This window comes from Erwinia sp. L03-1, assembly GCF_058686115.1.
The window spans coordinates 3,613,428-3,628,277 of the sequence record NZ_CM178762.1; the positions used below are offsets into that span (position 1 = coordinate 3,613,428).

12 protein-coding genes are annotated in these 14,850 nt (G+C 55.0%); 2 read left to right on the forward strand and 10 right to left on the reverse strand.

The genetic code is table 11. From position 1 onward, the window contains the following. The first annotated feature begins 50 nt into the window (after positions 1-50). On the forward strand, positions 51-233 hold the full coding sequence (locus AC4PCC_RS16765; RefSeq protein WP_156484972.1) for a hypothetical protein: 183 nt from the start codon (positions 51-53) through the stop codon (positions 231-233). Between the two features lie 49 nt (positions 234-282). Here AC4PCC_RS16765 and AC4PCC_RS16770 read toward each other — a convergent pair whose 3' ends face one another. Continuing rightward, positions 283-498, reverse strand: a complete 216-nt coding sequence (locus AC4PCC_RS16770; RefSeq protein WP_492125275.1) for a hypothetical protein — start codon at positions 496-498, stop codon at positions 283-285. Positions 499-613: 115 nt separating this feature from the next. Beyond that, positions 614-949 carry a DMT family transporter gene (locus AC4PCC_RS16775; protein WP_067704732.1) on the reverse strand — a complete coding sequence of 112 codons (336 nt, stop codon included), beginning with the start codon at positions 947-949 and terminating at the stop codon, positions 614-616. A gap of 171 nt (positions 950-1,120) precedes the next feature. Here AC4PCC_RS16775 and AC4PCC_RS16780 point away from each other — a divergent pair, with 171 nt between their 5' ends. Beyond that, positions 1,121-1,870: a MipA/OmpV family protein gene (locus AC4PCC_RS16780; protein ID WP_492125276.1), complete on the forward strand. Its 750-nt coding sequence runs from the start codon at positions 1,121-1,123 to the stop codon at positions 1,868-1,870. A 16-nt stretch (positions 1,871-1,886) separates the two neighbouring features. On the opposite strand, the gene AC4PCC_RS16785 is transcribed toward AC4PCC_RS16780, so the two are convergent. The 8 genes from AC4PCC_RS16785 to AC4PCC_RS16820 all read right to left on the reverse strand — a co-directional run bounded on the left by AC4PCC_RS16785 (position 1,887) and on the right by AC4PCC_RS16820 (position 14,285). Continuing rightward, the gene (locus tag AC4PCC_RS16785) at positions 1,887-3,218 is read right to left on the reverse strand and encodes an HdeD family acid-resistance protein (protein ID WP_492125277.1); all 1,332 of its coding nucleotides are present in this window, start codon (positions 3,216-3,218) and stop codon (positions 1,887-1,889) included. A 2-nt stretch (positions 3,219-3,220) separates the two neighbouring features. After that, the gene (locus AC4PCC_RS16790; RefSeq protein ID WP_492125278.1) at positions 3,221-4,525 is read right to left on the reverse strand and encodes an MASE1 domain-containing protein; all 1,305 of its coding nucleotides are present in this window, start codon (positions 4,523-4,525) and stop codon (positions 3,221-3,223) included. A 256-nt stretch (positions 4,526-4,781) separates the two neighbouring features. Continuing rightward, entirely contained in the window at positions 4,782-5,648 is an 867-nt protein-coding gene (locus AC4PCC_RS16795) for a patatin-like phospholipase family protein (protein ID WP_492125279.1), read from the reverse strand. 206 nt (positions 5,649-5,854) lie between these two features. Further along, the gene (locus AC4PCC_RS16800) at positions 5,855-7,105 is read right to left on the reverse strand and encodes an MFS transporter (RefSeq protein ID WP_492127552.1); all 1,251 of its coding nucleotides are present in this window, start codon (positions 7,103-7,105) and stop codon (positions 5,855-5,857) included. Positions 7,106-7,343: 238 nt separating this feature from the next. Then, a complete protein-coding gene (locus tag AC4PCC_RS16805; RefSeq protein ID WP_492125280.1) occupies positions 7,344-8,267 on the reverse strand; it encodes a dihydrodipicolinate synthase family protein in 924 nt (307 codons plus the stop codon). A gap of 47 nt (positions 8,268-8,314) precedes the next feature. After that, positions 8,315-9,526, reverse strand: coding sequence for a ribokinase (gene rbsK, locus AC4PCC_RS16810; RefSeq protein ID WP_492125281.1), 1,212 nt, complete (start codon positions 9,524-9,526; stop codon positions 8,315-8,317). 1,158 nt (positions 9,527-10,684) lie between these two features. Next, positions 10,685-11,581: an alpha/beta fold hydrolase gene (locus tag AC4PCC_RS16815; RefSeq protein WP_492125282.1), complete on the reverse strand. Its 897-nt coding sequence runs from the start codon at positions 11,579-11,581 to the stop codon at positions 10,685-10,687. Between the two features lie 1,105 nt (positions 11,582-12,686). Continuing rightward, a complete protein-coding gene (locus tag AC4PCC_RS16820) occupies positions 12,687-14,285 on the reverse strand; it encodes a methyl-accepting chemotaxis protein (protein WP_492125283.1) in 1,599 nt (532 codons plus the stop codon). Positions 14,286-14,850: the final 565 nt, after the last annotated feature.

Here is a 14,850-nt window from a genome sequence, read left to right on the forward strand (position 1 = left end):
CTTGACACTCTCTTGATGAAATAGCCGCATCTCAACGGAGGATGCAGGCTATGACCAACACATTCATTCATTATGCGCAGCAGGTTTTTCATCATCTCTTTGTGCCCGCACGCTTTACCGGGCTATTGCCGGTAATTGCATTCGTCATACCGGCCATATTTGCGCTGACCGGCTGCCATGATAGTCCACATACCCAAACGACACCCGGCTGCCCGGTTTGCTATGTGGATTAAGGGAAAACAAACGCTATCCGTACGGAAATCGGCAAAGCGGGCTGGCACTTCAGCCCGCTTTGCTATCGAATGAGCGTATGAAAACGCTTTCCGGCAGATGAATATTCTCATCCGGCAATTCAGCCGTGTCCGCACTATTGAAGGTAAACTGGTGCGGCACCGGTCTGCCCTGACAGGGCTGATGCGTCAGGGGTGCAGACTGGGCCAGTGAAACCGAGGATACGCCAAGCAGAAATAAACCGACAATAAACCGTGAAATCTTCATTTTTTCTTCTCGAATCAGTGCGATGGAAAGAACTTACGCTTTTAATTCTCAGTTATTGTCAGCCAATGCTAAAGTTTTGGCAGCAGTTGTGATAACCGTTTATTCGCACTCAATATTAGTGAGCGACGGATTTGGAGAAGAGCTGGATAATAATGATGCCGGCAGCAATAAAGGCAATACCTATCAGCGCAGGCAGATCGAGCTTCTGCTTGTAGAGGAAAAATGACATCACTGACACCAGAAAAATGCCCATACCGGCCCAGATGGCATAGGCAATACCGAGGTTCATCGATTTCACGACGTGAGACAGGCCGTATAACGAGACCGAATAGCCGATAACCACCAGCATACTCGGAAGGGGCCGGGTAAATCCTTCGGAGGCTTTCATCATGGTCGTCGCCAGCGTTTCGGCCACAATAGAAATAAATAAAATTGCGTAAACATTAAACATTGTGCCTTCTTTATCCTGTCTGGGCGCGAGTGAACGCGCATTATTGATACCTTCAACGGCTATTCTACGTTTAAATTGTTCCGGGACCAAATGTACCCGATAAGGATCACCGCCGCGGTTATCGCGACTACACTCTTTTTTTTCGGACTGAATATAAGAACCCAACTGAAAATGAAATCAGCCATTAAATATTTAATCACGCTATTTATTATTTTTACTGCCCTGGCCGTGCGGGCCAGCGCCGCTGATTTATCCCTGGGTGTACAGGGAGAGGCTAACGCCCTGCCCTGGCGTAATTATAAAACCACCTGGTCTGCCCTGCCCTATGTCGGCTATGACAACGCCCGCTGGTATGTTGATGGGCTGGAAGCGGGGGTTTATGCCGTTAATGACGATGTAAATCAGCTTAAGGCACGGCTTTTTTATCTCGATATGGAATTTGACCCGAAAAGAAGTCACGCATCCCGCATGCGCGAACTGGACAACCGTCACGCAACGATGATGGGTGGAGTAAGCTACCAGCGTATCACCCCGGTCGGCGCATTCAGGGCAGAGCTTTCAACGGACACGCTGGGAGAAAGTAACGGCCTGCTGGGCACCCTCGCCTGGGCGGGCCAGGTTTCCCTCACCGGAGTGGATATCTACCCTGAGGCCGGGGTCGACTGGCTTAATGCCCAGCAGGCTCGCTATTACTACGGCATTAGCCGGGAAGAAGCGTCCCGCTCCGGTATGTCCGCCTATTCACCCGGCCAGGCGTTTTCACCCTGGCTGGCGGTGGCCGCTGACTGGCATGTCACTTCGCACCTGCATTTTTACCTGCAACCGCGCATCACCTTCCTGCCAGCTCCCCTGCGCCACAGCCCTATGGTCTCCCAGAGCCACTTCTGGACGCTAACCTCGGGGCTGGTCTGGACCTTCTAAACGCGGCCGCTGGCGGCTATTTTCCAGCGCGGCCCTGCTGGTGGGAGTAGCGCCACTTCCACGGCATCCTCTGCGACCAGGGCAGCGCAACGGGATGGACTACCGCGCTGAGTGCGCGCGCATAGTCCATCACCAGACCGGGCGTCCAGGCCATCATCAGGGCGCGCTTGCGGACCTGGGAAGCAATCCAGAGTTCAGGCATAAAGAATATTTTGAGAGTATGGGTCCAGCTCTTGCTCCGTGATGAGAGAACGCCCTCCAGGGCAGCCTCCAGCGCATAGGCCACGCTGCTGGAGCAGTTACGGTAGGTCAGGTTATAAATTTCATGCCGGGAATAGATCTGCCAGAAAGCCGACAGCGAGGCTACGTTGTAATTGGTGAACATAACCCGCCTGTCCGAATGACACCAGTCGGCGGCTTCGGTTTCGTAGCTGGGCTGAAACGACCCCTTAACGTCATTGTCGTGGGTGGCCTTCAATACGCGGAAAAACTCTGAAGGGGAGCGGTCAATATCTTCGGCAGGATAGAGGCTGATGTAAAGCAGTGAGGGCACCTCAAGAGCTGCATGCCCCGTGGAGATCACGCCATCCTCATCAACGGCCGCGATATAGCGGTTAATGACCGGCCGGGAAACCGGGGTATGTTCTGCCGATCCCTCCGGCGTCCAGATATGCACGATGAGCGTATTCCCGGATAAGCCGGTTTGTTTTTCAGCCAGTGCCGCAAGCGCAGCACTCTCCTCGAGCGTCCACTCCCTGTGCTCTAAGGTATCCTGAGGCTGTATCAGCTGAAACACCGAGCTGGCATGACGGATACGTCTTGCCCGCACGGCGGTAAATAAACAGCTTAGCCCGCTGCCAGCCATTAAAAAACCGAGGAAAAATGAAACGGCCGCCTGATTATGGATAAGCAGAAAGAAGGCGAAAGCCATCTGCACCAGGCCGTAAAAAATATTCAGATGCCAGCGCGGATAGCGCACGACCCAGGCCGAGACGCCCACAAACAGGCCGATAATGAAGAATGAAAAACCGAACATAACCGACAGCAGCAGGTTGCTGTATTTCTGGTTGATAATGATGACCAGCGCACAAAACAGGAACGTCACCCCTTTAAAATAGAGCACCGCTTTTTGCGCCCCTGCCCCGCTGGAGGCGACGCTCAGGGTCACAATGCTCTCGACCATCAATAAAAAGCCGAAGGTTTTCAGTGGGAAGTAGAGCTGACCATCCAGCCCGTCGAAAAAGACCAGCGCGCCCAACGTGCCCCACAGCAGGCCGATAAACCACAGATATTTTGACTTAGTTCTGACAAAGTCAGCACCAAAGAGTAATAAGGCGATCTGAACCATTTTTACTTATCCATCTGGTCAGTTTTGAAAAGCGGCAGGGTTTTAGTTATGCGCCATTTCCCTACGATCATTTGCGGCGTGTTTTGGCTAAAAAAGAGGCTTCCGCTGTCGGTGACTCTGATCCAGCCCCCCTCATCGGTGCTTAGCCGAAACTGGATAATCGGCAGATTGTTCTGGTTGTAAGTCCCTGCCCAGTGAGCCGCAAGAAGGTCCCGGTCATCCGGATGAATCCGCTGCATGAGTGTTTCCCGGTGTGAAAAAACGTCCTCATCAATAAGGTCTAACTCCCCCATCAGATTGCCCCAGGCGATCTCGCCGGTGGCCAGGTTTAACTGATAAACGGCATACTGCCTGGTCTGAATGCCGTCCGCAGCATCAAGATGAGAAATATCCCGGGTAATGACCCGGATAAACACCATTAGCAGCGTGGTTGCCGTTAAATAGCCCTGAATCAGCATCAGCGGTTCATGCGGATACAGCCCTCTCATGAAGAAAGGACCCAGTTTGTTTTTGGTGAAATACATCGCAATGGCGGAGAGCGACAGCAGCGCCAGCGAGCCGCCCCGGTTGCCCCACAGCAGTGACATCAAGACGGCAAAAATGACCGGTATGCAGGCCAGTGAAAAAATCAGCGCGTCACTGTAAAGATGAAGATTATTATGGGCAAAAGCTTTAGCCGTATTATTAAAAATCAGCAGGCTGCTCAGGCATAATAGTATCCAGGCCATCAGGCCCGGAATGATATTTTTAACGATCGAGGTGCGGGTGCGCAGGCGGGTGTTCATAAACCCCATGATCACCGTTGTAGCAAATATAATCCCCGTCGCATCGGCGATAAACCCGCTCCAAAAAATTTCTTTGAAATTGGCATTTTTGAAGAAGTTCAGCCCCGCTGAAAAGAGCAGCGCATCTACAAAACTGACCAAAATAGTAGCAAACAGCCATAAGAGAATAATATGCAGATCGTCGCCGGGACGGGAAAAATAACGTGTAATCCAGGCAATCAGCATACTCGCCGGCATAGCGATAATAGCGTAGATGATTGAAAGGGTTAACTTATTATCATATGCGTTATCGAGAATAACGTTAATAATAATAAAGGAGAGTAACAGCACCGGCCATAAACGCCACCTGGCGCAAAGGAAGGCCGCTGTTGCCACCCCTGCCGGAAACCAGACAATGGAAATTTGTGCGTCAATGGCATCGACTTTTAATGAAATAACGCCTGAAATATAGTAAACAATCATCCACAGCGCGATGGAAACTGCATTATGCTGAAAGAAAGAAGCCGCGCGATTCATTTTCATTTCTCTTAATTCTCATGTGACCTGCCCGACAGTATAAACTCAATCATTTTTTCTTCAACAGAACGGGCGTGGAGAGTAACAGGGACAAAAAAATGAATAACGTCTCGCTTGACCCCGCTGAAACTGTATCAGAGTTCAATGGCGTAAGCCCCGGTAATTGTCAGGAGCTGGCTCTGAGCAATGTGGCATTGTTACTGAGTATGCCCAGGAATCGGCAGGCAGCACGCCTGCCGATTCCTGGCGTCAGGCTGCGGGGTTAATCTGCCAGGCGGGCGGCGATAGCACGGCCCTGCGCACGGCCGGCCATTGCAGCAGGAAGGCGAGTTTCGGGCGACAGCGGATTCTTGCCCATCGCCTCGCGAGAAGCCTCGTCAGGTTCAACAAGGGTAACGTCGGCCCCGCCCTGGCGCAGCGCCTCAGCCTGACTGGTCAGGTTTGCACTGCCGGGTAGCGTCATCCCCTGCGTCCCCAGCGGGGACAAAATCAAAACCTTAGCGTAGCCCGCCGCCAGATAAGCGTTATCCGATGAGTGAATGCCACCGTCCATATAACGTTGACCGTTTATGCTCACCGGGGGCCACATGCCCGGCACCGCACAGCTTGCTGCGACGGCATCGACCAGACTGACGCCGGAATCTTTATCGAAAATCTGCGGCTCGCCGGTAGCGATATTCACCGCGACGATCCTGAGCTGGCGGTCGGGCCAGTGATGCGAGGGCAGCCGGTCGGCGATGACCGCGCGACGCTGCGCCTCGTCCACGGTTATGCTATTGGCCGCCAGTTCGCCAATGCGCCGCGTCCTTTCAACCGCATCGGTAAGCCTGAACAGCACCGGTAGCGCATTACCGAGCAGCTCAAGCAGATGCGGTTTCGGCACCAGCTCTGCCACCTGCCTCTCGGGGAGGGTCTGCCGCTGGAAGAGATCGTCCAGATCGCACCCGCACGCAATCTGTGCGGCGACGGTCGATCCTGCCGACGTGCCGATCAGCACATCAGCTGTGTGCCCAGGCTCAACCTCTTCGTCCCGCAGACCGAGCAGCAGCCCTGTCATCCAGGCTATACCTGCCACGCCCCCGCCACCTAATACAACTGCTCTGCCCTCACCCGATCCGCTATGACTCATTACCTGCTCCTCGCAACTGAAATTATATCCGCACTTCCCGCGTCGCAATGGCGCCTGTAGCAGGCATAAATAACAGAATGCTTATCCTGCCTGGACGATTCGGATTGCCCTTTACGCCTGCACATATCGCCGGACGCAGTTTATCTATAATAGCGTTCGGTGTTTAAACCGAACGCTATTTATTGTTGCAGATTAAGGATTATCGATCAGGACTGGAGGCGGCGGCGAACAAACAGGCCGTAGCTGAGTGCGCCAATAACGAGTAAGACGGCACCGAGTAAAAATACGTTGGTGAATTTACCGGTCATATCTAGGATCACGCCGGTGACAATCGGTGCCATGGCCGCGCCGAGGAACCCGCCAAAGTTCTGAATAGCCCCCAGGGATGCCACCTGCTCTTTCGGTGCGATATCACTCGCCAGCGTCCAGAGCGCCCCCTGAGGCATTTGTGAGAAAAAGTAGCCCAGCGCCAGCAGGGTAATCGCCAGCGGCGTACTGTTCACAAAAGGGATAGGAGCAACGAAGCAGGCCGCCAGTGCCGCACCCAATACTATCGGGATCTTGCGCGACGTAATGGATGCCACGCCGCGACGCACCAGACGATCGGAGAGCATGCCGCCCACCAGCACGCCGAGGATCCCGGCAAAAAACGGGATAGAGGCAATCCAGCCGGTGGCTTTCAGGCTGAAGCCCAGCGATTTCTCCAGATAGCTCGGCAGCCAGGTTAGATAGACCCAGATGGTGAACATAATGGAGAAGTTACCAATGACCATCGCCCAGGTTGCGGGATAGCGAAACAGTGCGCCCCAGCTGGTGCGAACCTGCTCTTCCGGCTGCGCCACGCTGCGCTGCCCGGCGTGCAGCAGGGCATCTTCCCGCGCATCGGGATCGCGATAAAATTTCCACCAGGCCAGCAGCAGCGGCAGCCCCATCAGGCCAATCGCCACGAACATGCCGCGCCAGCCCAGAGTAAGCAGCAGTACGGTTAGGATTGGCGGCGCAATGGCATTCGCGATTTGTGAACCGGTGTTGATAATCGCCGTCGGCAGGCCACGCTCGCGGTCGCCAAACCAGCGATGGGTAATTTTAATGCCGGAGGTAAAGAACGGCGACTCTGAAATGCCCAGCATCATACGCAGGCCATAGAAGAAACTGTAGCTGTTAACGAAGGAAGCCAGCACGGTAAAGCTGGACCACAGGCAGAGCGCCCAGGCGAACATGCGCTTTGGTCCGTATCTGTCGACCAGCCAGCCAGCCGGGAGATTAGCCAGCGCATAGGGCCACAGAAAGGCCGACAGTAGCAGGCCCATCTCGGTTTGCGAGAAGCCGAACTCGGCGGCGATGGTGGTATTGGCGATACTGAGGTTAGCGCGATCGAGATAGTTTACGATCGCCGCCAGCAGCAGAATCAACACAATGCCCCAGCGTAAGCGGCTGACGGCGGGCGCCTGCGTCATCGCCGGGGCTGATGCGCGGGCAGCACGGGATGTACTGATAACGGTGGTGGTATCTGCTTTCATCATGCATCTCCCTGTCGAAATGGACAAAGAGATGCGCGGGTGTTATTTGGATCAAAAGCGAGTCTTTCTTTCGCCCGGTCATTGCGGTTGCAAAGAGTCATGATTGTTCCCCGTATCGTTATTATTGGCGGGCAGCAGGATCAGAGGGATGGCCTTGCGCCATCCCGTACGCGGATTATTGCGCGATTTTCTTTTGCCACAGCGCGGTACCCTGCTGGATCTGCTCCAGCAGCACGCCAAGTCCCCAGAATTTTTCCAGTACATTGTCTTTATTTACCCGGCAGTATTCACTGTCGAAGGTGCCGAGACGCTGATGCCAGATCTTGGCATTTTTCGGGTACCCCAGGGTTTCCGTCACCGCGCTAAGCGAGAGGAACAGCGACAGCTCATGGGCTTTTTCCGGCTGGCTGGCTCCCTGGTGATAGAGCCAGTGATAAAGTTCAGGATGGAAGTTGGTGAAAACGCCGCTGAAGCCTTTCGATCCTGCCTGAATGGCAGGCCAGGCAATGGCCGCATTGGCATTGATCACCGCCAGCGGCGTACCTTCCGCCATCGCCACGCGACGGGTTACCGTTTCCAGGTCGCAGCTGACGTCTTTCAGCACCACAAAGCGACCGCTTTCGGCACAGAAACGGAACTCCTCATCACTCAACAGGCGGCGGTATGGAGCCGGGCATTCATACAGGCCCAGCGGCAGATCGGCGGGCAGCGTGTCCAGCAGGGTATTGAGGGTCTGATAAAAAACGTCGCTGCCCTGATTTTGCGGATCAAGGTGGTTGGTCACCAGTACCAGGGCATCTATCCCGGTACGGGACATCGCCAGCAGTTCCTCTTTTTGCCGGGCGATATCATCACTGATATGGCCGGAAGCGATAACCGGCACCCGTCCCTTTACCTGTGCGACGACAAACTGCGCCAGCTCAACTCGCTCGGCCAGCGACAGCGCCTGCATTTCACTCGACTGACACACGGCAAAGAGCGCATCCACTCCCTGGGTCAGGTACCACTCAATCAGTTTTGTCATCCCCGGGTAGTCAATCTGGTTATCGGGGGTAAACGGCGTCAACATCACCGGCACAATGCCTTCAATTTTTTTCATTATTTTCTCCTGCCAGCAGCCTTTGCCACTGTGATAATTACCGGGTTTCAGCGTTGATTCAGACGGGCGGCGACCTGCTCCCGGTCTGGCATATTAGAAGCACCCTCCCGTTCCACGGCCAGCGACGCGAAAGCTGATGCCCGCGTGGCGGCCTGGGTGATGCTCTCCCCCCCGGCCAGCGCTGCGGCGAAAGCCCCGTTAAAGGCATCGCCTGCACCGGTGGTATCCACGCTGACCGCCGGGAAAGCGGGAATATGCTGGAACTGCTGATCCTCACAGATCAGCGCGCCGCGCGATCCCATGGTGATGATCACGCGCTTAGCGCCGAGGCGCACGATAGCCAGCGCCGCTTCCCTGGCGCTGTCGACATCCACCACTTCGACGCCGGAGAGCAGCGATGCCTCGGTTTCGTTTGGGGTAATCACGTCGATATATTCCAGGCAGGCCAGCACATCGTTTGAAAAAGGGGCCGGATTCATAATCACCCGTACGCCGAGGGTGTGGGCCAGCTTGATAGCGTTAAGCGTGGCGGAGAAGTTGTTCTCCAGCTGGACCAGCAGCACGTCGGACTGCGACAGTTCGGGTGTCATCTCGGCGATCTCACCGTCCGTCAGGGTTTTATTCGCTCCCGAGTAGATGGCAATCATGTTTTCGCCATTTTCCTGCGAGACGTAAATGATTGCGCTGCCGGTGGGTTCATCGGCGGTCTGATACAGCTTAAAGGAGTGAATATCCGACGCGGAAAGGTGGTCAAAGGCAAACTGGCTGAACTGGTCCGTGCCGACTTTGGAAACAAAATGCACGCGAGCACCGGCCCGGCTGGCCGCCATGGCCTGATTCGCCCCTTTGCCGCCCGGCCCGAGCGTGCTGCCTGATGCCAGCAGCGATTCCCCGCCTTTGGGAAAACGCGCCACCCGGGCCACGATATCCACGTTAAACGATCCTAAAATACATACCTTGCCGCGCATCTTTTTTCCCCTGGGTTGTACTGGTCGCTGCTGCCTGCGCCCTTCCAGGCGCTGGAGCAGCACTTCAAAATCGCCGCCCGTTTCACTGATTAAACGCGCCTGCATGTTGCGTCGGATAATGATTGCGCCGCCGTGACAGCGCTGGATAAGCCCCTGACGGGCCAGCGTATTGAGATCCGTGCGGATGGTTTCTTTTGTCACCCCCAGCGCGCTGGCCAGTCCGTTCACCGTGACGCGCTCCTGCTCATCGAGCCACGCCAGAATTTGATTTCGTCTTTCTTCAGTAAACATGGCCACCTCTTAGTGCACAAAAGAATATGAGACTCTGGTTTAGGGGAACGTGACTGAACTCCCAGTGAAAAGGTTAAAACAAAAGCAAACAAAAATAACTCGTTCCGGGGGGCCGGTGGATAATCCCTGCGGGTGCCGGGCTGCGCTATTTGCTGTGTCGGTGGATAATCCCTGCGGGTGCCGGGCTGCACTATTTGCTGTGTCGGTGGATAATCCCGGCGGGTGACGGGCTGCACTATTTGCTGTGTCGGTGGATAATCCCGGCGGGTGACGGGCTGCACTATTTGCTGTGTCGGTGGATAATCCCGGCGGGTGACGGGCTGCGCTATTTGCTGTGTCGGTAGATAATCCCAGCGGGTGACGGGCTGCACTATTTGCTGTGTCGGTGGATAATCCCTGCGGGTGCCGGGCTGCGCTATTTGCTGTGTCGGTGGATAATCCCGGCGGGTGACGGGCTGCACTATTTGCTGTGTCGGTGGATAATCCCGGCGGGTGACGAGCGTCCTCGCGCCAGGCTTTGCCTGGTGCCTTTGGCTCCGGCTCCAGGCCGGACGGCCCGGTCGCGAGCGGGCATCCCTGCCCGCCGCTCCCTGAGTGCAGCATCCCTGCTGCCCTCGCCTGGCCTTCCGTCTTCGCCGCAGCGCTGCGGATTACCCGTCACCCGCCGGGATTATCCACCTCTCTGGCTGCTGAGCTGCTTTGAGTAAAACCGTTTAGCTCTCCGCAGCCAGCACAATGCAAAGGAGCTGGCGGGTGGGGCCCGGTGACAGGCATTCCGCAGCGCTGAGCGCAGGGAGGAAGACCCGGATGTGCCAGCAGGGATGCTGGCACAAGGGCATGCCGGGACAGGGATGTCCCGTCACTGCCCGCTCCGAAAGGTCGACGAGCGGAGCGAAGGCACCGCGCCACGCGCGGCGCGAGGACCGCCTGTCACCGGGCCCCACCCGTTGGCGACACCACAGGCCTGTACAGCATCAGGCCCCACCCGCAGGCGACACCACAGGCCTGTGCAGCATCAGGCCCCACCCGCAGGCGACACCACAGGCCTGTGCAGCATCAGGCCCCACCCGCAGGCGACACCCCAGGCCTGTGCGGCACCGGGTCTTTGTACTCAACGAGGAGACATTCGGCTAAGACGCTTTCGGTAACAACGCCAGGCTATGGGGTAAAAAAACTTTTTATCTCAGCGGCAGCGGCAACAGGCTGCTCCTCCTGAATAAAGTGACCACAGCGGCTAATGGTTTTCCCTTCTACATTGGCGAAAAAAGGGCTAAGCGGCACGCTCATATCGGGAATCGAACCCTGATCGGCGCTCAACGCCAGTAGCGGAACGGTCAGCTTCCCACCCGCAGCCAGCACCTTATTCTGATCTGCGGAATGAGCGGCAGAACGATAGAAAGCCAGCCCGGCGCGCAGGGCACCCGGCAGGGTGAAAATACGCTCGTACTCATCAAGATCCTCCTCGCTAAAACTAAAGGGATTGGCCGTTTTTCTGCGCAGGAACCAGTCGAGATAGACCCGCTCTTTCCCTGCAATAAGCGCTTCGGGTAAGTCAGGCAACATATGGAAGGAAAAATGCCACGTTTTCCAGGAACGATCCGGGGCTGCGGGCAGCACTTCTGGCAGAGTAACGCCCGGGATCCCGGCATCCATCAGTACCAGCCCGGAGAGTTCATTCTGATACATTGCCGCATAAGGAAATGCCACCCACGCGCCAACATCGTGCGCAACCAGACCATAATGCGTGATCCCTCTCTGCGAAAGCAGCCCGTGTACATAACGGGCTACGGTCTCAGTATCGTAGCCGTCAGTCGGCTTATCTGAATCGCCCTGGCCCGGTAAATCAATGGCAATCAGGCGAAATTTCTCAGCCAGCAACGGCATGACTTTGCGCCAGGAATACCAGCTCTCAGGATACCCCGCCAGCAGAACCAGCGTATCGCCATGTGGATTGCCGGACTCAACGAAGTGAAGACGTACGCCGCGTACCGTTTCAAATTGATGCTGGAAACCTGACAGCCGCGTTAATTCTGTATTAAATGCATGATCTACCATGTGATCCTCCGGGTTATTTAATGGCCTTTCAAACCTTAGCTCTGACGCCGACCAGTATGGAAGTAATCGTTTCCATATTAATGCTTATTATGGAAATGATCATTCCCATATGCAACGTCAAATTCTGGTAAAACAAATAAATTTAATAACCCATTTATTTTCAATAAATTAAGTAGTCATTGAGGCCACCTTCAGCCCTGACTCTCATCACATTCCCGGGTACTTACCGGTGGCAGGCGAGCAAAACACCCAATATCTGCCCACCTCTCTTCTTTGCATCGTCCTGGCTTCGAATAATGCGGTTCCGGCAGGAACGGGAAGTCCTTCGGCAGGTTTGAAAGCGGACAGTTGTATTTAAAAATCAGGAAAACGGATGTGCTTTAAAGCAAATAAGAAGCCAGAGAGGGGAAGAATCCCTGCGCTTGACGGGCAATCCGCAGCGCTGCGGCACAGATAGAGGGCCAGGTGAGGGCAGCAGGGATGCTGCACTCAGGGAGCGGCGGGCAGGACGCCCGCTAGCGACCGGGCCGTCCGGCCAGGAATCGAAGCCAAAGACACCACGCAACGCGTGCGAGAGGATGCCCGGCGGCCATATTCAGTGACACTGAAAGGTAACAGGGAAAAGCGGCTTTGATGTGCTTAAAGCGGCTCTTTCATGCGTGAGAACAGGACATAACTGGAAGTCGTTTACATTTCTGCGGCCAGACAAACGGTTGCACTAATAGCGATTCAGACGGGTAAATCAAGGATCGCCCACAAAGCCGCTCAGAAGCCCGTCTGAAGTTAAATGGTTTTACTCAAAGCCGTTCGGAAGCCAGAGAGGGGGAGCATCCCTGCGCTTGACGGGCAATCCGCAGCGCTGCGGCAGAGACGGAGGGCCAGGTGAGTGCAGCAGGGATGCTGCACTCAGGGAGCGGCGGGCAGGGATGCTGCACTCAGGGAGCGGCGGGCAGGGATGCCCGCTCGCGACCGGGCCGTCCGGCCCGTAGTCGGAGCCAAAGGCACCACGCGAAGCGTGGCGTGAGGACGCCCGGCAAGCGCAGGGATGCTCCCCCGTCCCCGCCACCGCCACCGCAGATACGGCAGCAGAATCAACGGCCTGAAACTACAGAGACGCCCTGCCGTTCGCCCGCGCGGCAAAAGCATCAGCCGGAAGTTTGAAAATAGAAACAATACCGGTCAAATGCCGGGCCTGCTCCTCCAGCAGCGTTGAGGTTGCCGATGACTCCTCGACCAGTGCGGCATTCTGCTGGGTCACCACGTCCATCTGCGAAATCGCCGTGCCCACCTGGGCAATACCCTTACTCTGCTCGCTGGATGCCAGAGCAATCTCACCCATAATCGCGGTCACGCTGGTCACGGACTTAAGGATATTGTCCATTGAATCGCTGGTCAGCGAAACCTGCCGATAGCCATTATCAACGTTAGCAACAGACTCATCGATCAATGCCTTGATCTCCCTGGCCGAGGCGGCGCTGCGCTGGGCAAGATTGCGCACTTCGCTTGCAACCACCGCAAAACCACGCCCCTGCTCACCTGCCCTCGCGGCCTCTACCGCCGCATTGAGCGCCAGAATATTGGTCTGAAAAGCGATGCTGTCAATTACGCTAATAATGTCCGAAATCTTACGCGAGCTGCCGGTAATGCTCTGCATACTGCCGATCACCGTCTGCACCACTTCGCTTCCGTCATTAGCGGCCGAGGAGGTCGTCTGCGCCAGCACGCTGGCTTTTGCTGCGTTATCGGCATTTTGACGAACGGCGGCGCTCAGCTCTTCCATACTCGCCGCCGTTTGCGTCAGTGCGGCGGCCTGTTCCTCGGTTCGTGAGGAGAGATCGATATTTCCGGCGGCAATTTCACTGCTGCCCTGATGGATCTCCTCAGCGCTACGGCGGATCTGTGACACCGTCTTCACCCAGTTTGCCTGCATGATATCCAGTAGCGGAAGCAGCTGCCCCACCTCATTATTTCCCAGAGCAATGGTACCCTGATCCAGATGCCCTTCGGAAAGCACCTGAAGATGCTGCTTCACCCAGTTGAGAGGACGTGCCATAAACAGCGTCAGATAGCGCTCCGTCAGCAGCAGGATCAGCACACCACCGACCATCGCCATGATAATGATCAGCTTCGCCAGAGAAACCCAGTGGCTGATACGATCGTTGGCGGTCGCTTTAAGATCGTTAATTTCCTCATTGTAGGCGGTGATAGCTCGAGTAAAATCAATACGCTGTGAAAAATAGTCCTGCTCAACCCGTTCGGTGTAAGCCTGCTGGTTATTGGCTTTGACCGCCTCAAACATCGGCACAATCGCCTGGGTAAACAGGGTCAGCGAACTGGTGTAAATCTTGTCAATCGAGCCACTGCTGATATTGGCATGGTTCGTTACCTTAAATTTATCCAGCCCGCCCTGCAGAAAAGTGATATGCGCATTGATCTGGCCCAGCATCTTTTGATAATGCTGCGTATCACCAGCCGCCTGGTCGACCATGGCCCGATCCATCGCCAGCTTAATCTGGTAATAGGTGTCGCTGGCGCCATTGATAATGTCGCTGTTCATCTGCTGAACATTGGTCAGGTCCACTTCTTCTCTGAGTGCGTTTAATGCATGCAGGGAGAAGAATGATACGCCTCCCCAAAGCGCAGTAAAAACGATCAACACCGCGAGCATCATCACTTTAACTTTAATGTTGCGTAAATATTTCATGTAACCCCGTAAAAGTGAATTCTGTTTAATCATGATGAATATCAAAAGGATATTAAATACCCTATATATTATCTGGTTAATTGACTGATGACTTTTTTAAGATGCGGCACATCCGTCCGCCTGTTTATCGGCAGCAGGCGGTTTTTATTGATGATTAAATTCAGGATAAATAAATGAGACGATTTAAAAGCCGCTATGTTCGCGTTTTCATATTTACATTCTGCAATGCAGCGTAAATATAGCGTTATTATTTTGAGTTAATTTCGATAAGACTGGTTAATAAACCGTATAAGGCTGTGTTAGCTGTACATTTTAAGTCTGTCTGTTCAATATTAAAACACCACCAGCTTTACTAAAGATTAATTTACGCCCGGTAATTGAAAATTGCATTTTCACGCAACAAGTCGATCTGGAATAATTTACCGGGCGGGGAAAGAGGTGTACCCAGGAGTGCAACGGGTGGCGCTACGTCGCCGGGCAGGCCGTTGGGCGCATGGATGCGCGAGCCGGGGCATAAGGGAGGGAGACTCTGGGGGCACAAGGGATGGTCACGGATGAGGCGTAA

Coding starts and splice junctions, on each gene's coding strand:
- AC4PCC_RS16800 (WP_492127552.1), bottom strand. CDS start 7,105: ATGACGCAGGCGCCCGCCGTCAGCCGCTTACGCTGGGGCATTGTGTTG.
- AC4PCC_RS16775 (WP_067704732.1), bottom strand. CDS start 949: ATGTTTAATGTTTACGCAATTTTATTTATTTCTATTGTGGCCGAAACG.
- AC4PCC_RS16785 (WP_492125277.1), bottom strand. CDS start 3,218: ATGGTTCAGATCGCCTTATTACTCTTTGGTGCTGACTTTGTCAGAACT.
- AC4PCC_RS16765 (WP_156484972.1), top strand. CDS start 51: ATGACCAACACATTCATTCATTATGCGCAGCAGGTTTTTCATCATCTC.
- AC4PCC_RS16790 (WP_492125278.1), bottom strand. CDS start 4,525: ATGAAAATGAATCGCGCGGCTTCTTTCTTTCAGCATAATGCAGTTTCC.
- AC4PCC_RS16795 (WP_492125279.1), bottom strand. CDS start 5,648: ATGAGTCATAGCGGATCGGGTGAGGGCAGAGCAGTTGTATTAGGTGGC.
- AC4PCC_RS16770 (WP_492125275.1), bottom strand. CDS start 498: ATGAAGATTTCACGGTTTATTGTCGGTTTATTTCTGCTTGGCGTATCC.
- AC4PCC_RS16820 (WP_492125283.1), bottom strand. CDS start 14,285: ATGAAATATTTACGCAACATTAAAGTTAAAGTGATGATGCTCGCGGTG.
- AC4PCC_RS16815 (WP_492125282.1), bottom strand. CDS start 11,581: ATGGTAGATCATGCATTTAATACAGAATTAACGCGGCTGTCAGGTTTC.
- rbsK (WP_492125281.1), bottom strand. CDS start 9,526: ATGTTTACTGAAGAAAGACGAAATCAAATTCTGGCGTGGCTCGATGAG.
- AC4PCC_RS16805 (WP_492125280.1), bottom strand. CDS start 8,267: ATGAAAAAAATTGAAGGCATTGTGCCGGTGATGTTGACGCCGTTTACC.
- AC4PCC_RS16780 (WP_492125276.1), top strand. CDS start 1,121: ATGAAATCAGCCATTAAATATTTAATCACGCTATTTATTATTTTTACT.